General features: G+C 64.2%; 22 protein-coding genes. 11 read left to right on the top strand and 11 right to left on the bottom strand.

All coding sequences use genetic code 11. The features are described from left to right. Window positions 1–4 precede the first annotated feature (4 nt). Entirely contained in the window at window positions 5–1,321 is a 1,317-nt protein-coding gene (guaD, locus tag SIL87_RS05175) for a guanine deaminase (RefSeq protein ID WP_319613136.1), read from the top strand. Continuing rightward, window positions 1,318–2,238 (top strand): allantoinase PuuE, encoded by a 921-nt coding sequence (gene puuE, locus SIL87_RS05170; RefSeq protein WP_319613135.1) that lies wholly within the window; start codon window positions 1,318–1,320, stop codon window positions 2,236–2,238. The genes guaD and puuE overlap by 4 nt, the downstream gene beginning before the upstream one ends. Window positions 2,239–2,248: 10 nt before the next feature. On the opposite strand, the gene SIL87_RS05165 is transcribed toward puuE, so the two are convergent. From SIL87_RS05165 to SIL87_RS05150, 4 genes are all read right to left on the bottom strand, one after another. Next, window positions 2,249–3,157 (bottom strand): LysR family transcriptional regulator, encoded by a 909-nt coding sequence (locus tag SIL87_RS05165; protein WP_319615911.1) that lies wholly within the window; start codon window positions 3,155–3,157, stop codon window positions 2,249–2,251. A gap of 100 nt (window positions 3,158–3,257) precedes the next feature. Further along, window positions 3,258–3,764 (bottom strand): ureidoglycolate lyase, encoded by a 507-nt coding sequence (locus SIL87_RS05160; protein WP_319613134.1) that lies wholly within the window; start codon window positions 3,762–3,764, stop codon window positions 3,258–3,260. Then, window positions 3,761–4,603 (bottom strand): bifunctional allantoicase/(S)-ureidoglycine aminohydrolase, encoded by an 843-nt coding sequence (locus SIL87_RS05155; protein ID WP_319613133.1) that lies wholly within the window; start codon window positions 4,601–4,603, stop codon window positions 3,761–3,763. Before SIL87_RS05155 ends, SIL87_RS05160 begins: the two co-directional genes overlap by 4 nt. A 133-nt stretch (window positions 4,604–4,736) precedes the next feature. Beyond that, window positions 4,737–5,072: a DUF1491 family protein gene (locus tag SIL87_RS05150; protein ID WP_319613132.1), complete on the bottom strand. Its 336-nt coding sequence runs from the start codon at window positions 5,070–5,072 to the stop codon at window positions 4,737–4,739. Window positions 5,073–5,140: 68 nt separating this feature from the next. Here SIL87_RS05150 and SIL87_RS05145 point away from each other — a divergent pair, with 68 nt between their 5' ends. The 4 genes from SIL87_RS05145 (at window position 5,141) to SIL87_RS05130 (ending at window position 7,923) form a co-directional block, all read left to right on the top strand. Next, window positions 5,141–6,151: an ABC transporter substrate-binding protein gene (locus tag SIL87_RS05145; RefSeq protein WP_319613131.1), complete on the top strand. Its 1,011-nt coding sequence runs from the start codon at window positions 5,141–5,143 to the stop codon at window positions 6,149–6,151. A 1-nt stretch (window position 6,152) separates the two neighbouring features. Beyond that, window positions 6,153–6,890 (top strand): ABC transporter ATP-binding protein, encoded by a 738-nt coding sequence (locus tag SIL87_RS05140; RefSeq protein ID WP_319613130.1) that lies wholly within the window; start codon window positions 6,153–6,155, stop codon window positions 6,888–6,890. After that, window positions 6,887–7,654 carry an ABC transporter permease gene (locus SIL87_RS05135; RefSeq protein WP_319613129.1) on the top strand — a complete coding sequence of 256 codons (768 nt, stop codon included), beginning with the start codon at window positions 6,887–6,889 and terminating at the stop codon, window positions 7,652–7,654. The genes SIL87_RS05140 and SIL87_RS05135 overlap by 4 nt, the downstream gene beginning before the upstream one ends. A 65-nt stretch (window positions 7,655–7,719) precedes the next feature. Next, window positions 7,720–7,923 (top strand): hypothetical protein, encoded by a 204-nt coding sequence (locus tag SIL87_RS05130; RefSeq protein WP_319613128.1) that lies wholly within the window; start codon window positions 7,720–7,722, stop codon window positions 7,921–7,923. Window positions 7,924–7,939: 16 nt separating this feature from the next. Here SIL87_RS05130 and fabI read toward each other — a convergent pair whose 3' ends face one another. Next, entirely contained in the window at window positions 7,940–8,776 is an 837-nt protein-coding gene (gene fabI / locus SIL87_RS05125; protein WP_319613127.1) for an enoyl-ACP reductase FabI, read from the bottom strand. Between the two features lie 102 nt (window positions 8,777–8,878). On the opposite strand from fabI, the gene pdxH reads away from it, so the two are divergent. From pdxH to SIL87_RS05105, 4 genes are all read left to right on the top strand, one after another. After that, window positions 8,879–9,478 carry a pyridoxamine 5'-phosphate oxidase gene (gene pdxH / locus SIL87_RS05120; RefSeq protein WP_319613126.1) on the top strand — a complete coding sequence of 200 codons (600 nt, stop codon included), beginning with the start codon at window positions 8,879–8,881 and terminating at the stop codon, window positions 9,476–9,478. Then, window positions 9,475–10,755 (top strand): amidohydrolase family protein, encoded by a 1,281-nt coding sequence (locus tag SIL87_RS05115; RefSeq protein WP_319615909.1) that lies wholly within the window; start codon window positions 9,475–9,477, stop codon window positions 10,753–10,755. The genes pdxH and SIL87_RS05115 overlap by 4 nt, the downstream gene beginning before the upstream one ends. 54 nt (window positions 10,756–10,809) lie before the next feature. Continuing rightward, window positions 10,810–11,574 (top strand): hypothetical protein, encoded by a 765-nt coding sequence (locus tag SIL87_RS05110; RefSeq protein WP_319613125.1) that lies wholly within the window; start codon window positions 10,810–10,812, stop codon window positions 11,572–11,574. A 79-nt stretch (window positions 11,575–11,653) separates the two neighbouring features. Beyond that, window positions 11,654–13,210, top strand: a complete 1,557-nt coding sequence (locus tag SIL87_RS05105; RefSeq protein WP_319613124.1) for a DHA2 family efflux MFS transporter permease subunit — start codon at window positions 11,654–11,656, stop codon at window positions 13,208–13,210. A 21-nt stretch (window positions 13,211–13,231) separates the two neighbouring features. Here the strand turns inward: SIL87_RS05105 and SIL87_RS05100 are convergent, their stop codons facing one another. The 5 genes from SIL87_RS05100 to SIL87_RS05080 all read right to left on the bottom strand — a co-directional run bounded on the left by SIL87_RS05100 (window position 13,232) and on the right by SIL87_RS05080 (window position 20,135). Continuing rightward, a complete protein-coding gene (locus SIL87_RS05100; RefSeq protein ID WP_319613123.1) occupies window positions 13,232–13,558 on the bottom strand; it encodes a P-II family nitrogen regulator in 327 nt (108 codons plus the stop codon). Continuing rightward, window positions 13,555–16,680 (bottom strand): putative inorganic carbon transporter subunit DabA, encoded by a 3,126-nt coding sequence (locus tag SIL87_RS05095; protein WP_319613122.1) that lies wholly within the window; start codon window positions 16,678–16,680, stop codon window positions 13,555–13,557. The genes SIL87_RS05100 and SIL87_RS05095 overlap by 4 nt, the downstream gene beginning before the upstream one ends. A gap of 36 nt (window positions 16,681–16,716) precedes the next feature. Next, on the bottom strand, window positions 16,717–17,472 hold the full coding sequence (locus SIL87_RS05090) for a hypothetical protein (protein WP_319613121.1): 756 nt from the start codon (window positions 17,470–17,472) through the stop codon (window positions 16,717–16,719). A 1-nt stretch (window position 17,473) separates the two neighbouring features. Then, complete coding sequence (locus tag SIL87_RS05085) at window positions 17,474–19,147, bottom strand: NADH-quinone oxidoreductase subunit 5 family protein (protein WP_319613120.1); 1,674 nt, start codon at window positions 19,145–19,147, stop codon at window positions 17,474–17,476. A 190-nt stretch (window positions 19,148–19,337) separates the two neighbouring features. After that, window positions 19,338–20,135, bottom strand: coding sequence for a LysR substrate-binding domain-containing protein (locus SIL87_RS05080; protein WP_319613119.1), 798 nt, complete (start codon window positions 20,133–20,135; stop codon window positions 19,338–19,340). 107 nt (window positions 20,136–20,242) lie between these two features. On the opposite strand from SIL87_RS05080, the gene SIL87_RS05075 reads away from it, so the two are divergent. Then, entirely contained in the window at window positions 20,243–21,415 is a 1,173-nt protein-coding gene (locus SIL87_RS05075) for an IS4 family transposase (RefSeq protein WP_319612376.1), read from the top strand. Here SIL87_RS05075 and SIL87_RS05070 read toward each other — a convergent pair. Continuing rightward, window positions 21,338–21,613, bottom strand: a complete 276-nt coding sequence (locus SIL87_RS05070) for a LysR family transcriptional regulator (protein ID WP_319613118.1) — start codon at window positions 21,611–21,613, stop codon at window positions 21,338–21,340. The two genes, SIL87_RS05075 and SIL87_RS05070, sit on opposite strands and share 78 nt — an antisense overlap. Window positions 21,614–21,632: the final 19 nt, after the last annotated feature.

Here is a 21,632-nt window from a genome sequence, read left to right as displayed (position 1 = left end):
CCCCATGATCTCGGCATTGCGCGGCCCGTCCCTGAGCTATTTCGCCAACCCGTTCGACGATCAGGGATCGATCTGCCACCGCTACGAGGCCGATACCCTCATCCTGATCGAAGACGGCATCATCACCCATGCGGGCGCCTACGACCCGGCGCTGGTGCCGCATGGCATCGTCCCGGATCATTACCCGGACGGGCTGATCCTGCCCGGCTTCATCGATGCTCATGTCCACTACCCGCAAATGCCGTTGATCGCCGCGCATGGACGGCAATTGCTCGAATGGCTCGACCATTACGTGTTCCCCACCGAGGCGCGCTATCACGATATCGATTTCGCCCGCCTGATCGCCCGCCGCTTCCTGCGCGAGGAACTCCGTGCCGGGGTCACCACCCCGATCACCTACTGCACGGTCCATCCGGAATCGGTCGATGCCTATTTCGAGGAGGCCGCGCGGCTCGGCCTGCGCACCGGCGCGGGCAAGGTGCTGATGGATCGCAATGCACCCGAAAATCTGCGCGACACCGCCCGGACCGGCTACGACCAGTCGAGGCGCCTCGCCGCACGCTGGCACGGCCAGGACCGGTTGTTCTACGTGGTCACCCCCCGCTTCGCTCCCACCAGCACCGAGGAACAGCTCGACCTCGCCGGCACCCTGCTGCGCGAGGGCGATGGCCTCTACATGCAGACCCATCTTGCGGAAAATCAGGCCGAACTCGCCTGGGTGCAACGCCTGTTCCCCGCCAGCCGCGACTATCTCGACGTCTATGACCGGTTCGGTCTGGTCGGGCCGCGCTGCCTGTTCGGCCATGCAATCCATCTCAACGAACGCGAATGGGCGCGGCTCGCCGAAGCCGGAGCCACCATCGTCCACTGCCCGACCTCGAACCTCTTTCTCGGTTCGGGCCTGTTCAACCTGAAACGCGCGCTGGTCTCGGCCAATCCGGTCCGCACCGCGCTCGGCTCGGATATCGGGGCCGGAACCAGCGTCTCGCCCTTTGCCACCCTTGGCGAAGCCTATAAAATTGCGCAATTGCGCGGCGAGGTGCTCACGGCGCATCAGGCCTTCTACCTCGCCACCCTCGGCTCGGCCCGGGCGATCAGTCAGGATGACCATATCGGCAGTATCGAACCCGGCAAGGAGGCCGATCTCGTGGTGCTCGATCCCCGGGCGACCCCCCTGCTCGCCGAGCGCCAGAGCCACGCCGAAACACTGGAGGACCAGCTGTTCATCATGATGACGTTGGGTGATGACCGTCTGGTCCGGGCAACCTATGTCGCCGGACGCAAGCGGCACGATCGGGACAATGCCGGAGACCTCTCATGACCGCCCTCGCCTCCTATCCGCGCGACATGACCGGCTATGGCCGCACCCCGCCGGACCCGCAATGGCCAGACGGCGCGCGGATCTGTGTGCAGTTCGTGGTGAATTACGAGGAGGGCGGCGAAAACAACATCTTGCACGGCGATGCCGCCTCGGAAGCCTTCCTTTCGGAAATTCCCGGTGCCGCCCCATGGCCCGGCGCACGCCACTGGAACATGGAATCGGTCTATGAATACGGCGCTCGCGCCGGGTTCTGGCGGCTCTGGCGCCTGTTCACCGCGCGCGCCCTGCCGGTCACGGTCTATGGTGTCGCAACCGCGCTCCAGCGCGCTCCCGAACAGGTCGCTGCGATGCGCGAGGCCGGCTGGGAAATCGCCTCGCACGGCCTGAAATGGATCGACTACCGCGACATCCCGCGCGAGACCGAAGCCGCCGACCTCGCCCGTGCGATCGCCCTGCATACCGAAATCACTGGTGCCGCGCCCAAGGGCTTCTACCTCGGCCGCTGCTCGATGAACACGCGGGACATCGTGATGGCGCAAGGCGGTTTCGCCTATTCATCGGACAGCTACGCCGACGACCTGCCCTATTACGTGGCGGGACCACGCGGCCCGCATCTGGTGATCCCCTACACACTCGATTCCAACGACATGCGCTTCGCGACCATCGCGGGCTTTTCCTCCGGCGATGATTTCTTCGCCTATCTGCGCGACGGTTTCGACTGCCTCTATCGCGAAGGTAAGGAGGGTGCGGCCAAAATGCTCAATATCGGCCTGCATTGCCGCCTCGCGGGGCGCCCCGGCCGCACCGAAGCCCTCGCCCGCTTCATCGACCACATTACCGCTCACCCCGATGTCTGGATCACCCGGCGCATCGACATCGCCGATCACTGGCGGCGCGTGCACCCGCCTGCGGGTTGAAACCGCGCCGCTACATCGCATCCGCGATCAGCCCGATCAGCCACTGCACCTCGTCGGACAGATGCGACCGCGCATGCCACAGCACATAATACTGCACCGGCGGAAACGCGATCGGTGATTCCAGGATGTCGAGCGGCAGGATCCGCGCATGATAGGCCGCGAACCGCCGGGTCGTGGTGAACATCAGGTCGGTCCTGAGCAACAGCGACGGCGCGAGGCTGAAATAGGGCACCATCACCGCAACCTCGCGCTTGAGCCGCGCGCGCGCCAGATAGGCTTCGATCGGCCCGCGCTGCATCGACGAATAGGGCGTCGGCGCGACATGCGCGGCCCCCAGATAGTCGGCTTCGCTGATCGATCGCCCGGCCAGCCGGTGGGTCTTGGCGACGAGGCAGACCACATTGTCGGTAAACAGATCCCGCCGCTGCAACCGCGCCGGCACGTCCGGCCAGTTGCCGATCACGAGGTCGAACTGCCCCTCCTCCAGCGCGGTCTCGAAATTCAACTCCGCCGAGAGCGGATATAATTCGAGCCCCGCATTGGGTGCCAGCCGCCGGAACCGTTCGACCAGTCGCGGCACGAACAGGATATTCAGGTAATCCGGCGAGCCGACCCGAAACCGCCGGATCGACACCTCCGGATCGAACGCCGCCTGTTGCAGGGCGATCCGGCTGATCTCCCGCAGGGCGATCATGGTCGGCTCCAGCAGCGCCGCCCCCCGCTCGGTCGGCACCATGCCGTTCCGCCCCCGCACCAGCAGCGGATCGCCGATGATCGCCCGCAGCCGCTTCAGCGCCGCGCTGATCGCGGGTTGGGACTGGTTGAGCCGCACCGCCGTGCGCGTGACGCTGCCCTCGACCAGCAACGTATGCAGGACGCGCAGCAGATAGATATCGATCGGATCGCGATACGCCGCCATCGCCAACCGATACCGGCTTCATGCCCTTGCGCCAAGCGCGAAAGATGGGGCGCCAAGCGCGAAAGGCGGGGCGCCAGGCGCACAACCGGCAGCGCTGCTGCTACCCCGCGAAATCCGACGGCAGATCGATCTCATAGGATTGCGGAAAATGAAACTCTTCGAGATTGATGCCCGCACCGCCGCGATCCACGATAATGAAATCCTGCACCGCCCCAACCGGCGTCAACACCCCGTGCCACGTATTCCGCCGATAATTGATCCCCTGACCCGGCGCGGTAATGAAAGCCTGCGGCATCGCCGGCCCCGCCGCCCCGTCATGACAGACCACAACGAGAAATGGCCGGGGCGAGAGCGGAATGAAAGCCTGACTGCCCAGCGGATGCCGCTCGACCATCCCCAGCGCCAGCGGCAGCGCATAAGGTTGGGACCGTGCCACCGAAATCACCACCCGCGCCTCCGGCCCGATCGCCTCCGCGGTCGCGAGTGCATGATACCGCTCGCACTGGCCACCATTGATCAGGTAATGCGCCGCGCCCGCAGGATCGATCACCTCGCCGAACGGGGCGAACCCCTCGCGCGTCAGCGGGCGCGCGACAATCCGGCTCACGGCCTTGAGCCGAACGGGCCGCCCAGCTTCGGATGCCGGTTGACATCCTTGTAGAGCAGATAACGGAAATTACCCGGCCCGCCCGCATAGCAGGCCTGGGGGCAGAAGGCGCGCAGCCACATGAAATCCCCGGCCTCGACCTCGACCCAGTCCTGATTGAGCCGATAGACCGCCTTGCCTTCGAGTACATACAACCCGTGCTCCATCACATGGGTCTCGGCGAACGGAATGACCGCACCGGGCTGCAGGGTCACGATCGTCACATGCATGTCGTGGCGCAGATCCGCCGGATCGACGAACCGCGTCGTCGCCCAGCGCCCCTCGGTGCCGGGCATCGGGGTCGGCGCGATCATGCGCTCATCGGCAAACAAGACCGGCGGTGCGTCGAGCCCCTCGACCTTGTCGTAATCCTTCCGGATCCAGTGAAACACCGCCTTGTCCCCACTCGTATTCCGCACGGTCCATCCGCTGGACGGCGGCAGGAAGGCAAAGGCGCCCGGCTGCAAAACCTCGGTCCGCCCCGCGACGGTGACGGCGATACAGCCTTCGACGACGAACAAGGCGGCTTCCGCCCCGTCATCCGGTTCGGGCCGGTCGCTGCCGCCGCCGGGCGCGAGTTCGACGATGTATTGCGCGAACGTCTCGGCGAACCCGCTCAAAGGCCGCGCGATGATCCAGACCCGCGCCCGATCCCAGAACGGCAGGGCGCTCGTCACGATATCCTGCATCACCCCCTTCGGAATGACTGCATACGCCGTCGTGAATACTGCGCGCCCGGTCAAGAGATCAGTCTGGGGCGATAATCCGCCGTGCGGCGCATAATAACTGCTGAGTGCCATGGTTGAGCATCCATCGGTCTGGGTGGGGACGCTGTCGTCCTAAGCGCGCCAGCCCATAGCGACAAGCCGGACCAACCGGGACGCAGCCTCCGCCCGAACGCATCGGCTCGGGTCGGCTCGGCTCTGGGCCCTCCTACAACAGCTTCGCTTCGAACGGCGGCAGATAATCCGGCGCTTCGAATTCGATCACCCATAAATCGGGATCGAAGCGGCGCTGCTTGCCGACATATTCATCGGCCCGCGCCTCATCGACCGGATCGGGCCCGGTCGCACGCAACCACGCCGGCTGCCCCGCCCCGTCACGGGTCTGGCTGAGCGCCACAATGCCCATCCGCCCGCGCAACAGCACCAGCACCCCCCCGGCATCGGCATCGCCGCGATGGATCACCATGCCGGGCCGCCCATCCGCCCCACCCATCCGCAGCGCCGCCTGCACCCAGATCCCCGCCTTGACCCGCGCCTCACTCACGCACTTGACCTATCGACGCACGGGACAAACTCTGTCCATAATGATGTCCTGAACATGGGGAAAATTTCATGCGCGTGATCCGCTCCATCCCTGCCTTCGCCGCCGCCCTCGCCGGATTGCTCGCAACCCTGCCGATCGCCCATGCCGCGCCGAAACTCCAGAAAGTCACCTTCGGGCTCGACTGGGTCGCCGAGGCCGAATACGGCGGCTATTATCAGGCGGTCGCAACCGGCATCTACAAAAAATACGGGCTCAATGTCACCATCCGCGAGGGCGGGCCCGAGGTCAACAACGCCCAGCTCCTGCTCGCCGGCAAACTGAATTTCGACATCACCTCGAACGGGTTTCTCGCGTTCAATTTCGTCAAGGAACACATCCCCTTCATCGCGGTCGCCGCAATGTTCCAGAAAGACCCCGACATCCTGCTCGCCCATCGCAGCACCGGCGAGACCAGTTTCGCCGCCCTCAAGGGCAAGCCCATCGCGGTCTCGTCCGATACACGGGCAAGTTGGTGGCTGTTCCTCGCCCATAAATACCACTACAGCGACAGCCAGCTCCGCCCCTACGATTTCAACCTCGCCCCGTTCTTCACCAACAAGAACCTAGCGGTGCAGGGCTTCCTGACCTCCGAGCCGTTTCTGGTGAAACAGAAGACCGGCCACTACCCGGTGGTCCTGCGCCTCGACAAGGCCGGGTTCGACGGCTACGCCCAACTCGTCGCGACCTCGAAAAAACTCGTGGCCTCCGACCCGTCTCTGGTCCAGCGCTTCATCGCCGCTTCTGCTGCCGGCTGGAAATCCTATCTCGACGGCAACCCCGCCCCCGCCTTCGCCCTGATCCGCAAAGCCAATCCGGACATGACGATGCCGCTCCTGAAATACGGCTACGACACCCTCAAAAAAGACGGCATCGTCGAATCGGGCGACACCAAAACCCTCGGCATCGGCGCCATGACCAACGCGCGCTGGAAAGGCTTCTACGACCAGATGCGCGATGCCGGCATGTACCCCGCCCATTTCGACTACAAGGCCGCGTACACATTGCAATTCGTCGATCACAAGGGCGCCGCCAAACCCTGACATGCTCAGCCTGAACGGTGCCGGACGGCGTTTCGACAACGGCACCGTCGCTCTCGAAGACATCACCATGACGATCGGCGCCGGCGAATTCGTCGTCCTGCTCGGCCCCTCCGGTTGCGGTAAATCCACCCTGCTCCGCCTGCTCGCCGGCCTCGACACCCCCGATACCGGCACACTGGCCTGGGACCACGGCACCAAGCCCGGCCCCGGCGATATCGGCTTCGTCTTTCAGGACGCGACCCTCCTGCCGTGGGCGACCACCGAACAGAACGTCCATCTCCCGCTCCGCCTCGCCGGAACCAGCCTCGAAGCCGCACGCCCCCTGATCCGCGAAACACTCGCCCGCCTCGGCCTCGCCGGATTCGAACAGGCGAGGCCCGCCGCCTTGTCCGGGGGGATGCGGATGCGTGTCTCGATCGCCCGCGCCCTGGTTTCCCGGCCGAAACTGCTGCTGATGGACGAACCCTTCGCCGCCCTCGACGAATTCACCCGTCACCGCCTGCAGGACGATCTTCACGCCCTCTGGCGCGAGGCCCGCACCACGGTGGTGTTCGTCACCCACTCGATCTACGAAGCCGCCTACCTCGCCTCGCGCATCCTGATCATGACCCCCCGCCCCGGCCGGATCGCCGCCGAAATCACCTGCGCCCTGCCGGAAGCCGCCGATCGCCGGATCGACCCCGCCTATGCTGCCCTGACCACGCAGGTCACCGAAACCCTCCGCGCGGTGATGCCATGAACCCAAGCCTCGAACGCGCCGCCCCGATCGCCTTCGGCCTGCTCGGACTCCTGCTCTGGCAGGGCGCGGTCAGCCTTCTGCACGTCCCGTCCTACGTCCTGCCCGGCCCGATCGCGATCGTCGCCGCCTTCTGGTCAGACCGGCTCTCCCTGCTGATCTCGCTGCTCTCGACCATCGGCATCACCGCCGCCGCCCTGCTCGCCGCCGCCAGCCTCGGCATGATCCTCGCCCTCGCCATGGCGGCAAGCCGCCTCGCCCGCGCCGCGATCCAGCCCTGGGCGGTGGTGCTGCAGGTCACCCCGGTGGTCGCCATCGCACCGCTGATCATCATCTGGGTCGATCAGCAATTCGCCGCCCTCGTGGTCTGCGCCACCATCGTCGCTTTCTTCCCGGTGCTCTCGAACACTGCCGCCGGCCTTGCCGCGACCCCGCCCGAACTCGCCGATCTGTTCCGCCTCAACGGGGCCAGCCGCAGCCAGACCCTGTTCCTGCTCCGCCTGCCCGCCGCCCTGCCCTATTTCCTTGCCGGTCTGCGGATCGCCGGCACCCTCGCTCTGGTCGGAGCCGTGGTCGCCGAATTCGTCGCGAGTTCCGGCGGTTTCGCCTCCGGTCTCGCCGGGCGCATCCTCGAAGCCGGCTACCGGCTCGAAATCCCTCGCATGTTCGCCGCCCTCACCCTGCTCGCCATCGCCGGAATCCTGATCTACGCGGCGCTCGGCTGGTTCGAACGCGCCCTATTGCGGCGCTACGGCGCCGCATCCTGATACGCCCTTGCGGCGCTACGATGCCGCCCCTTGAATCCCGCGATCCGCTCTGGCACAGGCGGTCCATGACCCGCAAAATGACCGATGCCCAGCTCGAATACGAACGCAAACGCGCCGCCAAGGCGAACAAGAGCCTCGATCAATGGCTCAAGGACAAGGCGAAGGCCGAGCTGAAAGCCGCCCCGCCCAAACCCGATATCGTCAAAAAACCCGGCTTGCTCAAGCGCCTGATCGAGCGCGGCAACCAGCCGATCGCCCCGAAGAAGTAGCGACGGACCTCGCGCCTCAATCCACCGCGCTGATATCCGGCGCGCTCGGATTCTTCATCCCCACGATGTGGTAGCCGCAATCCACATGATGGATCTCGCCGGTCACCCCGCGTGACAGATCGGACAGCAGATACAAGCCCGACGCGCCGACCTCCTCAAGCCCGACATTGCGCTCCAGCGGCGAATTATACTGGTTCCATTTCAGAATGTAGCTGAAATCGCCGATCCCGGAGGCCGCCAGCGTCTTGATCGGCCCGGCCGATATCCCGTTCACCCGGATCGCGCTCGCCCCGAAATCGGCGGCCAGATAGCGCACCGAGGATTCCAGCGCGGCCTTGGCCACACCCATCACGTTGTAATGCGGCGTCACCCGCTCGGCCCCGAGATAGGTCAGCGTCACCATCGAGCCACCATGCTTCATCATCGCCCCGGCCCGCTGGGCCGCCGCAGTGAACGAATAGCAGGAAATATCCATCGCCTGTAAAAACGCCTCGCGCGGCGTATCGGCGTAGCGCCCGCGCAGATACTGCTTGTCGGCGAACCCGATCGCGTGGACCAAAAAATCGATCTCGCCCCACCGCGCCCCGATCGCATCGAACGCGGTATCGAGCGCCGCATCGTCCGTCACGTCGCACGGGATCACGAGGTCGGATTCGACCGATTCCGCCAGCGGGCGGATGCGCTTCTCCAGCGCCTCGCCCTGATAGGTGAACGCGAGTTCGCCGCCCTGCGCCGCCACCGCCTGCGCGATCGCCCAGGCGATCGAGCGGTTGTTCGCCACACCCATGATCACCCCGCGCCTGCCGCGCATCAGATTACCGGTCAATGGAAGGGTCTGAACGGATTCCTGCATCATAAACGCTCCAATCGGATCACGGCACGCGCCGCGCCACGGGGTGGTGGCACAAGGCGGCATGACCTATCAAGTATGGTGAGCCGAACCAGAGAGCAACCGATGATCGATATCACTGCCAATCCGTTCGATATATTCGCCATCTGGATGGCGGATGCCGAAGCCACCGAGCCGAACGATCCCAACGCCATGACCGTGGCAACCTCCACCCCGGCGGGCCACCCCTCCGCCCGGATCGTGCTCCTGAAGTCCTGGGATCGCAACGGTTTCGTGTTCTACACCAATCTCGAAAGCCGCAAATCCGGCGAGATCGCGGCCAATCCCCATGTCGCCCTGCTGTTTCACTGGAAATCCCGCCGCCGCCAGATCCGCATCGAAGGCACCGCCGCACAGGTCGGCGATGCCGAGGCGGACGCCTATTTCCAGACCCGCCCCCGTCCATCACGAATTGGTGCGTGGGCCTCCGACCAGTCCCGCCCCCTGCCCGACCGCGCTTTGCTCGAACAACGCCTCGCTGCCGCCACCGCGCGCTACGCCGAAGGCGATGTGCCGCGCCCGCCCCACTGGTCCGGCTGGCAGGTCACCCCCACCGCCATCGAGTTCTGGGAGGACCGCGAATACCGCCTGCACGACCGCGCCCGGTTCACCCGCACCGGCACAAGGATTGGCACTGAATGGACCGCAACGAGGCTCTACCCATGAGCCTCACCCTCCTGATCCGCAACGCCACCCTGCCCGATCGCCGGACCGGCATCGATATCGGCATTGCCGGAACCCGCATCGTGGCGATCGAACGCGCCATCGCCGCCGAGGCGGCCACCATCATCGATGCCGCGGGCGATCTGGTCAGCTCGCCCTTCGTCGATGCCCATCTCCATCTCGACTCCACCCTCTCGCTCGGACTGCCTCGCCTCAACCGCAGCGGCACCCTGCTCGAAGGCATCGCGCTCTGGGGCGAACTCAAGCCGGGCCTCACGGTCGAGGCGATCCACCAGCGCGCCCGTCGCCTCTGCACCTGGTCGATCGCCCAGGGGATCGGCGCGATCCGCTCGCATGTCGATATCTGCGACGACCGGTTGCTGGCGGTCGAGGCGCTGGTCGCGTTGCGCACCGAAATGGCGCCCTACCTCACCCTCCAGCTGGTCGCCTTCCCCCAGGACGGCTTCCTGCGATACCCGAACTCGCGCGACAATCTCGAACGCGCCCTGGCGATGGGCGTCGATGTGATCGGCGGCATCCCCCATTTCGAACGCACCATGGCCGATGGCGCGGAAAGCGTGCGCCAGCTCATGACGATCGCCGCCGAGCGCGGCCTGATGGTGGATATGCATTGCGACGAAAGTGACGACCCGCTCTCGCGGCACATCGAAACCCTGGCGAGCGAAACCGTGCGGCACGGCATGCAGGGCCGGGTCGCCGGCTCGCACCTGACCTCGATGCACTCGATGGACAATTACTATGTCAGCAAACTCATCCCGCTAATCGCCGAGGCCGGGGTTTCGGCCATCGCCAACCCGCTGATCAACATCACCCTGCAGGGACGGCACGACAGCTACCCCAGGCGCCGGGGCATGACGCGGGTGCCGGAACTCATGGCAGCCGGGGTGAATGTCGCCTTCGGCCATGATTGCGTGATGGACCCGTGGTATCCGCTCGGCAGCCACGACATGCTGGAGGTCGCCGGCATGGGGCTGCATGTCGCGCAAATGACCGGGGTGGACGCAATGCGCGCCTGCTTCGATGCCGTGACCGTGAACGCCGCGCGCGCGATCGGGCTCGACGGCTACGGGCTCGCCGTCGGCAACCGGGCCGATCTCGTGATGCTCGATGCCGGCGATCCGGTCGAAGCGATCCGCCTGCGGGCCGCGAGACGCATGGTGATCCACGGCGGCCGGATCGTCGCCGAAGCCCCGGCCCGGCACAGCACTGTTACACTGGGTCACGAAACGTCCAAAATCGACTGGCGCCAGCCGCATTGATGCCATGATATCGGCTGACCATGTAACGATCGAATAACCGTAAGGATAACGCCGATGCCCAATAATCGTCTTTCGCGCCGCGTGATCTGGCTTGGCAGCATCGCGCTCGCGGGCTCCGTTCTGGCAGGCATTGCCGGGCCGGTGCCGCAGGCCTCGGCTCAGAGCATTTCATTGAACTTCAGTTTCGGCTCCCCGGGCTACAATGTCGGGTACTGGGCACCGCCGCCCTATTATCGCCGCTACTATTCGCAGTCTCTCTACGCACAATATATCATGTGGTATTATTACCCTTCGCAATATTACCAGTATTACTATGCGCCGCCGCCGCCGCCGCCGCCCGGCATTCCCCGCCCGCCGCGCCCGCCCTACGGCGCTCCCCCGCCGCCGCCGCCCGACAGGTTCTTCTCCGGTCTGCGGATCGGACGGCCCGGCCGCTACCCCGGTGCGCCGCATTATCGTCCGGGTGGCCCGATTCCGCACTGGCGTCCGGCCTTCGTGCCCCCCGGCGGACATCCAGGTCCGCATGGCGGCTACCAGCATGGTCCGATGCAACATGGGCCGATGCACGGTCCCCAAGGCGGATTCCAGCATGGCGGTCCGCAGGGACACGGTCCGCAGGGTGGACCACCCCGGGGCGGACCCCAGGGACACGGACCGCAAGGACCCGGCCCGCAGGGGCGTGGGCCCCAAGGGCATGGGCCTCAGGGACACGGGCCACAAGGTCATGGTCCACAAGGACATGGTGGTCCCCAAGGCGGTCCCCAAGGCGGCCCCGGTGGCCCCGGTGGCCCCGGTGGCCCCGGTGGCCAGCATCCATGACGATTCGCGCCGTCGAGGGGTCGCGCCTGCATAAGTGATATCCTGACCGATCATGCGGCCCTGCCTATGCAGGCGTCGCATGATCGGCGATTATGCCAGCATGTCTGCCTCATCGATCGCCGACCGACCAGCGCGCAGCGCCGGAGGGCCCGCCAAAGTCGCGCTGGTGCCAATGACCTTCGGCCTCGGCCTCGGCCTCGGCATGGGCTCCTTTACCGGCGGTGCGCTTCAGAGCATCTACCCCTACGTCGCCGGCACGCTCGCGACCAGCAGCGATCATGCACTCTGGACCCTCACGTATTTCCTCGTCCACTGGGCGCTCGGCATCGCGTTGATGCCGTGGTTCTCCAAAAAATTCGGCCTCAAACGCTTGTTCATCCTCGCGATGATCACCCTCGCCGCAAGCTGCTTCATGGCGATCGTGGTCAAATCGCTCATGCTGATGCTGATCGCACGATCGATCCAGGGGATCTCGGCGGGCATCCTCGTCCCGCTGGTCCAGACCCTGCTGCTGACCAACTACCCCAAACGCCACCAGACGCTGGCAACCGCGCTCTGGAGCAACATCATGCTGATCCCGTTCTTCCTCGGCCCGGCATTCGGCGGCTGGCTCGCGACCAACTACTCATGGCTCGATATCTTCTGGCTCGCGATCCCGATGTGCGCCGTCGCGGTCGCCTTGGTCCAGATCTCGCTCCCCGCCGACAAACCGACATCCCGCCCGCCCAAATTCGACATCGTCGGCCTGATCCTGCTCTGGCCGGGGCTGATCGCCCTGCAGATCGTGCTCGACCAGGGCGAACAATTCGGCTGGTTCCGCTCGGTCTTCATCAGCCACGTCGCCCTGCTCGCCGCCGTGCTTCTCGTGCTGTTCGTGATCTGGGAATTGTTCGAACCGGTGCCGCTGCTCCAACTGCGCTACCTCGCCCGGCGCAATTTCGGCTTCGGCCTGCTGCTCCTCTGCCTCGGCTGGTCGATCTTCGTGGGCTGGAGTTCGATCCTGCCGCTCTGGTCGGAAACCGACCTCGGCTATAACGGCTGGTGGGGCGGCGTGCTGCTGGTCCCGCTCGCCGCGACCGCCATCCCGATGGCGGCGATGATGAGCCGGTTGACGAAATTATTCAGCCTGCGCCTGCTCGCCGTCTTCTGCTTCCTGATCTACGCCAGCGCCTATGCGCTCGCCTTCTTCGACCCCGAAGTCGGGCTGAGCGCAACCGTCATCAGCGAACTGATCCAGGGTATCGCGGTCGGCATGCTGTTCGTGCCCCTCACCATGATCGTCCTGTCGGACGCGGCACCCGAAGAACTCGCGATCGCCTCCACCACGTCGAACTTCATCCGGGTCTCCAGCGCCAATCTCGGCGTGACCTTGCTGACCACGCTATGGCAGCGCGAAACCGCCCATATCCAGGACAACATGCGCGGCGACATGCCCCACGCCGCCACCCAGGCCTGGATCGACCGGATGCAGCACCACGGCCTCTCGCACGACAGCGTCATCGCTTTGCTCGACCATCAGGCCCATATCGTCGCCGAAACCTGGAGCCTCGACAACGCCCTCCGCCTCTCGGCCTATCTGTGCGTCGGTGCCGCGCTGATGGCGCTGGTGCTGCTGCGGGCACCGCGACGGCAGTAGCGACGACGTTTCGAGATCAGTCTAATCCTTGAACTTGATCAGGCGGCTCACCTGGATGTCCGAGATGAAAATGACGCCGGAGTGCTGGCTGAAGAACGGATTGAACCCTTCGATGAGGGGCTGAACCAGTTCCTCGGGAACCGCGGTGATCAGCATGACGAGGACGGAGTCTTCATTGAACATCACGTGACCCTCGTGGAAGCCGTGACTGCCTTTGCCCGAGAGGTGATTGACGATGGTGTAGCCTTTGACGTTCGCCCGGTCGAGCAGGTCGGTCGCGAAGGCGAGGTGTTCGCCCTCGAGGATGATTTCGAGTTTCTTCAGGGTGCTGAGCTGGAAATTGTTCATGCCGTGATCGGTTCCCCGGTTGCGAGAGATTGAATTGTTCTGGTGTCGAGCCTCTGGTCGCGCCATTCGCCGCCTTCGAGGTAAAGGCTGAGGAGATCACCCTCGGTATCGACGATGAGCAGGCGGATCCACCCATTCTGGACCAGCCGCCTCACCGCCACAACGCCCTCCACGGCGGCGCGGGCATGCGCGACGGGTGCGTCGATCACCGCAATCAGCCGGATCGGGTCGTGATAGGGGCGGCCATCACGCAGGACGGTCTGCGCCGGCAGGCCGGTGCGCAGATCGCCCAGATTACCGGTCATAACCCCGAAGCGCCCGGCCACGTTATGATAGACTTTGCTGCCGCTGCCATAGGCTTCGTTATCGACCGCGGAAAAATAATGCTCCATGTTGATCCATTGCCCGACCACCAACGGACCCGTGATGATCGATTCCAGCAGCCGCCGTTTCGGATCGATCCGCCAGTCATAGGAGTGAAGGAACGCGCGACCGTCGAATTTCAGCTTCTGGGTCAGGTGGCGCCGGCCGATGATGAAGTAAGTGTTGCGCGAGAGACCCCATTCGGGGCGTACCTGCGACCAGTCGACCGCGTTGCGCAGGGCCATGCGCCGCGCCGCGCCGGTGCCGGGCCGCTTCGCCGTCTCGGGCAGGAGGGTGGCGATGCGTTCCTGGGCGCAGAGACGGCTCGCGGCGGTCAACCCCTTGTTGAGACGATCGAGGTAAAGCAGGTGGGCTGGCGGAATGAGTTCGCGATCGGTCAGGGTGATATCATCGGTGACCGTGTTGTGCAGGGCACCGATGAAAACGACGTCTTCGGGAATGTCGATGCCCTGTTCGCGCAGGCGACGGCGGACATCGACCTTGTTGGCCATCTGCGCGAGGACGCGGGCATTGTGGCTGCCGCTGGCACCGCCGCAGGCCCCGCAGTCCAACGCCGACTCATAGGGGTTGTTGTCCGACACGCTGGCATGGCCGACGAGCAGGACGAAGCGCGAAAACCCTTCGGTCAGCCCGATCGAGCGCAGCGCCTGACCGACGAAATGGGCCTGTTCGCCGAGCGTGAACCCGATCCGGCCGAGGCGTTCGAGCTGAAGCCGGCTGAACTGGCGGTTGATCCGGTAGGCGCGGCGCAGACGCTCGATGAAGGCGTCGAGGCCGGGCGGATCGAGCCCGAGGCTAACAGCGAGGGCCTGGTCAGGGTCGAGACGGCGCAACGCGGCTTCACGCAGATCGCGCACGATTTCATCGGGGATGCGTTCGGGCGGCAGGCCGAGCTCGTGCTGGATCGCCTTGACGATGATTTCCCGCTGCACCGCACGCAGGATCGAATCGGCCTGTTCACGGCTGAGCTTGTCCAGCAGCAGCCGCGTGGGCGCCGGGTCGGCGAACAACTTGCCGCGCCAGCGCTGATACGCAACCGGCGCCATCGTCTTGCCGATCAGGTCGAACCCGAACAGCAGCCCGATCGCTTCGACGGTCGCAAACGGCGTCAGAATGGAGTTCTTCAACTCGTGCAGCGCCTCGGCGAGAACACCCGCGACCGTCTCATCCATCGGCTCGCTCACGTGCATTTCCAGCACGAGGTTGCGCGGCGTGACAATGGCCGGGCAGAGATGCGCCTCGTTACCTTTGCCGAGTTCGAGCAGGCTGATCGGCACGCCGAAAAACCCCGCGATGCCGAAGGTCTGGTAATCGCCGATGGTCTCGAAATGACGGCGGATGCGCTCGGAGCGGGTATCGATACAGAACAGCGCCTGCGCGAACGGGCGCTTCTCCCGCGGTTTGGGGCTGCCGGTGTCGATGCCCCGGCCGAATTGCCCGATCGCGTGGGATTCCATCGCGCGCAGCCAGATCATCCCCTCCCCGGCTTCGAACGCGCGCAGCGCGGTGAGCAGCTTGGAGAAGGCGGGTTCATCAAGATTTTGAAGGGCCGGCGTGATCCCGGCGGCATCGCCCCAGGTTTTCAACGCGCCGGCGGATCGCTGCGCTTCGTCCGCCCGCAGAAGCCGGGTGTACCGGTCGAACAGCCGCCGGATGTCCGGCGTGTCGCCGCGCAGAATGGTGTCGTGAATGCGATGCGCGAGTTCGGGCAGCACGTTGCCGGAATGGTATTGCAGGCGAAGAAACACCTCGTAGGGGCGCTGATCGAGCATCGTCGCGAGTTCAGGCGCGGTGGCCGGCATCCCGGGCTGATGCTCCTCCTTCAGGAGCGCAAGCACCAGAGCTTCGCGCACCGCCAGAAAATCGACCAGATCGGCAGGGTATTGCTGCGCCCAGTAATAGTTCCTTGCGTTCTGACGCCAGCGGATGAAGCCGGCCCAGCCGTGCAGGCGCGCCAGTTCGCGAGTGAAATTGCCGACCCAGTGTTCCTCCGGCACGCCCTGAGCGCGCATGGCGCGCGCAATCATGCCTTCCGGGGTCTCGATGCCCTGGAGAACCTTGTCGATGTGCAGGCCGCGCAGGAACATCTTGAGATTGTGCCGCGAGAGACGGCTCCAGGCCCGGAAGAACCCCTGCTCGCGCCCGGGCATCGCCATGGTCGACTGGCCTTCGTCAAAAAAATCGAGGCAGCTCTTGATCAGCAGATCGTCGAGGGTTGCGCTGATCTGGGTGCCGTAGAGCGCATCGATCGCCTCGCATAGCGGCGTGTCGCCACCCAGTTGCGCCTGCATCCGGCCGATCAGGGTCCATTTATCGACCAGGGTATCGGCAATGGCGTCGCCCCGCAGCGCGGACCGAATGCAGGCGGGCGTCGCGATCTCGACCGGGAGAGCGATGGGGTCGGCAACGCCGGTAAGCAGGCGGTGGAAGGCCCGCTCCCAATCGATCCCGGGCGGCAGATCGTGGCTCGCTACGAACGTGCGGATCTGGCGGCGGAGTTCCTCATCATCGATCGCCCCTTCGGCCACGTATCGCTGATATTCGCGCCGCTTGAGAAAACCGCGCGCGTGGAACAGAGTTTCACCCCGCGCGACGGCGTCCTCGAAAGCGAGGCCTTCGAGACCATGAAGCGGGTTGTGATGGATGAAATTGCGCATCGGCCAGAAAAACGCGATCGGCTCGCCGGCGACATAGACCATGGCGCGCAGTTTGAGAGTATCGGCCAGAGGTAGGGTCATGGTTCATCCTGTCCCATTTCGGTCATCGACTCCTGATCATAGGGCGGCAAGGCTCGCATTGCTGAGCCCCAGCGCCAGCACGCAGATGACCAGGAAAAAAAGCGCAAGGGCCATGCTCGTGGCGCGTTCGAGATCGGCGATCCGGCGGGGCAATGTCCACCTTCTGGTAATGAACCCTTCGAGCAGGCGAAGCGCCGTCCATGACCAGAGCAGCCAGACCGCGCAAATCCCCACCGCCATGCCGGGGGCAGCGGTGTGAAGAATGCCGAGAACGGCAAAGAAGGACGGAAATGGCGGCGTGGCGACGGCGGCCAACACGCCGACGACCAGGAAGCCCGCGAGTCGTGGCGCGACGTCGGGCAGGCCGTGGTTCAATCCGGCATAAGCGACGCCGACCCGGCGCCCGAGCAGCGCATTGACCAGCATCGGCGCGAGAAGGCTGAGCGAGAATTCCAGACCCAGCAGACGCATGCCCGCCAGATCATACCGCGCCCCCCAGCCGACCCACAGCAGCGACCAAGCCGAGACCGCGATGAAGGCGATCCAGCGGTCGAGTTCCTGCACGCTCAATGCACGCCAGGCGTATAACAGGGCGGTGAGCAGCGCCCAGATCCGCAGTGCCGGCGATGGCGCGGCAAAACTCGCGAGCATCAGGCCGATCTGCGGCCAGAGCAGGATGGCCAAAGCGCGGAGGCTCAGGTCGCGGACCCGGCAGAACAGCAGAACGAAGAGCGCACTGAGAGGAAACAGCGGCAGGAAAACCGCGGCAGGCAGGGCGGCGATCAGTGACATCTCACACCCACCGCAGCCACAGATTGACCCGACGGGAGGCGCTGAGCACGCCGCGTGAGGCGGCGGCGTACAGATCGGCGATATAGAACTCCCGCGAGATCAGAGCGTAGTAGATCAGCCAGGATCGCGTGGTGCGATCATCGCTTTCCTTGTCCTGATGGGTGGCACGGTAGGCAAGAATCCACCCCGCGACGATGACGAGTGTCACAAGGACGACGACACCGTCGAACGCGACCGGGCTGATCGCGGCGGCGCTGAAAATCGCGCGGCGGAACGCGGCATCCGGGTAAAGGAACAGGTCGAACGCGTGGCTGATGAAGGTGTATCCCAGCACGATCACCACGAGCGAAATGACCGCGAGGCTGACCATCCGCCACGGGTTTTCCGAATCCATCCGATGGATCGAGAACAGCAACTGCGCGCCGGTGATCCAGCCGAAGAACAGCAGCACGATCGCCCCCTGCTCGGCGAGGATTCCGGCGCCGACCAGCCAGTGCGCGATCAGCAGGATGCCGGCGGGCACCGCCAGCGTGATCAGCGCCATCAATTGCCAGGGCTGGCGATAGGCGGTGGGGCGGCGTTCGACGACGAAGGTATACAACTCGCTCTTCGGCACGCCGTCATCCGCGCGGGCCTGGTTGATGGCACTGCCGGAACTGAGGAACAGCGTCGCCTTGAACAGTCCGTGCGCGATCAGATGAAAGATCGCGAGGGAAAACGCGCCGACACCGCATTCCATGATCATGAAGCCCATCTGGCCCATCGTGGAATAGCCCAGTGATTTCTTGATGTCGTTCTGCGCGAGCATCAGCAGCGAACCGGCAATCGCGGTGACCAGACCGACCACGAAAACCCAATGCAGAACCACACCGGCGGCGACGAAGACGGGCGCGAAACGGTTGATGATGAAGGCCCCGGCATTGACGATACCGGCATGCATCAGCGCCGAAACCGGGGTGGGCCCGTCCATCGTGTAGGGCAGCCAGTTATGGAGCAGGAACTGCGCGGAGCGGGCAAACGCGGACAGAGCCACCAGCGCCGCGACGGTTTCGGCCACCGGCAGCCCGCCGGCAAGGGTCATGGTCGGGTCGGCGGCGACCTTCGCGAAGACCACCGCCATCGACCACGAACCGTAGAGCCGGTGCAGGATGAGCGCGGCGAGGACCAGAGGCAGATCGCCGAAACGGTAGGTGATGAAGGTCCAGAACCCGTAGCGATAGGCCGATGGGCTGGCAAGTCGATGATCGAGCAGCCAGAACAGCACGAGGCCGATGAGGTTCCAGGCAATGACCAAGGTAAGCAGATCGGCGGCGCAGACCATCAGCAGCAGGCACACCACCATGAGATCGAGCAAGGCAAAAAAACGCGCATAACCCGATTCCTCAGCCATATAGCGGCGGGAATAGACATGGACGATCAGACCGATTCCCGAAATCACCGCCGCCATCAGCACGGCCAGCGGATCGAACTGAACGCTGCCCCATACCGGGTTGAGGTGCAGCACGCCGTTCGGCACGCCATCGAGGCTGGCGGCGAGCAGGAACAGCGCGATCGCGAAAACCGCGACGTTGAAGCCAATGCTTATTGCCGCCGAGCGACGGCCGAATTGACCGAACCCGACAATGCCCGCTGAAATCAGGGGGAGGATAATCAGTAGAAAGACCAGACGTTCCATATTTATTATTTGCCCTTGACTTTTTTGATATCAGTGCAAGCGGTTCGTTGTTGACCTCATATCGCGCGGATTTTGATTGTGTGGGCGGATGCCGGATCGGAAGCTGCCCGTCCTATATGCGAGAACGAAAAAAAATAAAATTAATAATTTTTTGCGTGACCATTCAGTGACATGAATGAACCGGCGACATTCAGCGTTTTGCCTTCGCCCTGGTTTTGCGGCCCGGCAAGGCGGGCAGCACCGCCTGCGCGGCTTCGGTGAGGATGAACGTCTTGAGCGACTGGGCGGCGACGCTGAAGCGTTTGCCCTGACGATGAACCAGATACCAATGGCGTTCGAGCGGGAAGTCGACGAGGTCGACAATGGCGAGTCGGCCCAGCTTCAATTCCATTTCCAGCGTGTGAAGTGATACGACGCCGAGGCCGAGCCCGGCCATCACCGCGTGCTTGATCGCCTCGTTGCTGCTCATTTCCATCGAATTCTGCAGGCGCCATCCGCTTTTCATCAGGAATCGCTCAAATGCGTCCCGCGTGCCGGAACCGGGTTCGCGGATGATGAACCGTTCCCTGACCACCCGCTCGATCGGCACGTCCTTCATCGTGGCCAGCGCATGATCCGGCGCGGCGACCACGACCAGCGGATTGGGCATGAATGACTGGGCGACGAGGTTCGCACCATCGGGAGGGACGCCCATGATCGCCATATCCGGCGCGTTGTCGGCCAGTTGTTTCAGCACCGCGTCGCGGTTGGTCACATCGAGGTTGACGGTGATGCCGGGGTGGTGGGAGCAGAACCGCGCCAGCAGATAAGGCGAGAAATATTCCGCCGTGCTGACCACCGCGACATTGAGGACCCCGTGGTGCAAACCCTTGATATCATCGAGAAGATTCTCGAATTCATCGATGCGCTGGGAAATGTCGCGGCTGAACGCCACCAGTTCCCGCCCGACCTCGGTGGGCGAAATCTTGCGGCCGATATGCTCGAACAAAGGAGTCCCGATCCTCAGGAATCCCCCCATTTTCCATAGGTCCAGGTATTGCGCCGATTCGCTGCGATTCTCTACCAAGCGTTGGAATGCATGGATGAGGGTGGATCATGGGAATTGCAGCATCGAAAAAGCGTGATGGTGGGCGGTTGAAGGACATCCGCGCATTCATTGACGAGTTGTATGCCCACGATCTCCACGCCAAACGCGTTGACTCCCTGTCTGCTGCGACACTGGGCGTGATGACCGGCGCGTCGCTCGCCGTCGCGATGATCGGTCAGGCGTTGGCACAGGCGCGCGGGCTGGTGACCAAGCACGCGATCAAGCAGGTTGATCGCATGCTCAGTAACGAGAGTATCGACGTCTGGGAAAGCTTCGCCCGTTGGGTACCGCATCTGGTGGGTTCGCAGACCGACATCGTCGTTGCCATGGACTGGACGGATTTCGACGGCGACGATCAGGCAACGTTGGCGCTCAACCTGGTGAGCAAGCATGGCCGGGCGATGCCTCTGTTGTGGCTGTCGATGTGGAAAGAGGAATTGAAAGATCAGCGCAACGCCATCGAGGATACTTGCCTGCGCCGCCTGTCGGAGGTTGTCCCGCCCGGCTGCCGCGTGACCATCCTGGCCGACCGCGGCTTCGGTGACCACAAGCTGTTCGCGTATCTTACGGAGCTTGGCTTTGCCTATATCATTCGCTTCCGCGGCAACATCCATGTCACCGATGCCGCAGGCGAGACGCGAACCGCGGCGGACTGGGTCGGCAAATCGGGCCGGGCGCGCAAACTGCGTGGTGCGCGCGTCACCGCCTCGCACGCCTATCAGGTCGGTGCCGTGGTGTGCGTACATGCGCGTGACATGAAGGAGCCGTGGTGCCTGGCGAGCAGTGACGCCGTGGCGTCTGCAGGGACATTGATCAAGCAATATTCCCGGCGCTGGACGATCGAACCCAGCTTCAGGGACGTCAAGGATTTGCGTTTTGGGATGGGGATGGCTGAGATCCGCATCGCCGAACCAGAGCGGCGCGATCGGCTGCTGCTCATCAGCGCGTTTGCGATGGCGCTGCTGACCATGCTCGGGACGGCAGGCGAGAGCCTGGGAATGGATCGACAGCTCAAGTCCAACACTTCGAAGACCCGCTCACACTCGTTGTTCCGTCAGGGGTGCATGCTCTATGAATTGATCCCGAACATGCCGAAGCACCGGCTACTGCCCCTGATGCGGCGGTTCACGGAAATGCTGCGCAGCAGCGGCATATTCGGCAATTCCATGCCGGCTACGTAATGAGGGGATGAGTGAGGTCCCGATCTGGTCTTCGAGCTGCTTGATCTGGTTGGAGACGGCGGGCTGGGTCAGATGGAGTTCTTCGGCAGTGCGGGTAAAACTGCCGGTGCGCGCGACGGCTTCGAACAGCTTGAGCTGGCGCAGGGTGAAATTGCGTCGGCGAGGGGTCTTGATGCGGGACTTGGGCTCAGTATTCATAAAAAGTGATTACTCGCAT

The sequence above is a fragment of the Acidiphilium acidophilum genome, assembly GCF_033842475.1.
GTDB lineage: Bacteria > Pseudomonadota > Alphaproteobacteria > Acetobacterales > Acetobacteraceae > Acidiphilium > Acidiphilium acidophilum.
The sequence above is the reverse complement of the archived record's forward strand: the minus strand, read 5'-3'. Positions and strand labels throughout refer to the sequence as shown.

Excerpts from the sequence above, each read along its gene's own strand:
- SIL87_RS05155 (WP_319613133.1), bottom strand. The coding sequence starts at position 4,603 with ATGGCACTCAGCAGTTATTATGCGCCGCACGGCGGATTATCGCCCCAG.
- SIL87_RS05165 (WP_319615911.1), bottom strand. The coding sequence starts at position 3,157 with ATGGCGGCGTATCGCGATCCGATCGATATCTATCTGCTGCGCGTCCTG.
- fabI (WP_319613127.1), bottom strand. The coding sequence starts at position 8,776 with ATGCAGGAATCCGTTCAGACCCTTCCATTGACCGGTAATCTGATGCGC.
- SIL87_RS05075 (WP_319612376.1), top strand. The coding sequence starts at position 20,243 with ATGGGAATTGCAGCATCGAAAAAGCGTGATGGTGGGCGGTTGAAGGAC.
- SIL87_RS05095 (WP_319613122.1), bottom strand. The coding sequence starts at position 16,680 with ATGACCCTACCTCTGGCCGATACTCTCAAACTGCGCGCCATGGTCTAT.
- SIL87_RS05100 (WP_319613123.1), bottom strand. The coding sequence starts at position 13,558 with ATGAACAATTTCCAGCTCAGCACCCTGAAGAAACTCGAAATCATCCTC.
- SIL87_RS05130 (WP_319613128.1), top strand. The coding sequence starts at position 7,720 with ATGACCCGCAAAATGACCGATGCCCAGCTCGAATACGAACGCAAACGC.
- SIL87_RS05085 (WP_319613120.1), bottom strand. The coding sequence starts at position 19,147 with ATGGAACGTCTGGTCTTTCTACTGATTATCCTCCCCCTGATTTCAGCG.
- SIL87_RS05070 (WP_319613118.1), bottom strand. The coding sequence starts at position 21,613 with ATGAATACTGAGCCCAAGTCCCGCATCAAGACCCCTCGCCGACGCAAT.
- SIL87_RS05145 (WP_319613131.1), top strand. The coding sequence starts at position 5,141 with ATGCGCGTGATCCGCTCCATCCCTGCCTTCGCCGCCGCCCTCGCCGGA.
- SIL87_RS05090 (WP_319613121.1), bottom strand. The coding sequence starts at position 17,472 with ATGTCACTGATCGCCGCCCTGCCTGCCGCGGTTTTCCTGCCGCTGTTT.
- pdxH (WP_319613126.1), top strand. The coding sequence starts at position 8,879 with ATGATCGATATCACTGCCAATCCGTTCGATATATTCGCCATCTGGATG.
- puuE (WP_319613135.1), top strand. The coding sequence starts at position 1,318 with ATGACCGCCCTCGCCTCCTATCCGCGCGACATGACCGGCTATGGCCGC.
- SIL87_RS05135 (WP_319613129.1), top strand. The coding sequence starts at position 6,887 with ATGAACCCAAGCCTCGAACGCGCCGCCCCGATCGCCTTCGGCCTGCTC.
- SIL87_RS05140 (WP_319613130.1), top strand. The coding sequence starts at position 6,153 with ATGCTCAGCCTGAACGGTGCCGGACGGCGTTTCGACAACGGCACCGTC.
- SIL87_RS05105 (WP_319613124.1), top strand. The coding sequence starts at position 11,654 with ATGATCGGCGATTATGCCAGCATGTCTGCCTCATCGATCGCCGACCGA.
- guaD (WP_319613136.1), top strand. The coding sequence starts at position 5 with ATGATCTCGGCATTGCGCGGCCCGTCCCTGAGCTATTTCGCCAACCCG.
- SIL87_RS05110 (WP_319613125.1), top strand. The coding sequence starts at position 10,810 with ATGCCCAATAATCGTCTTTCGCGCCGCGTGATCTGGCTTGGCAGCATC.
- SIL87_RS05115 (WP_319615909.1), top strand. The coding sequence starts at position 9,475 with ATGAGCCTCACCCTCCTGATCCGCAACGCCACCCTGCCCGATCGCCGG.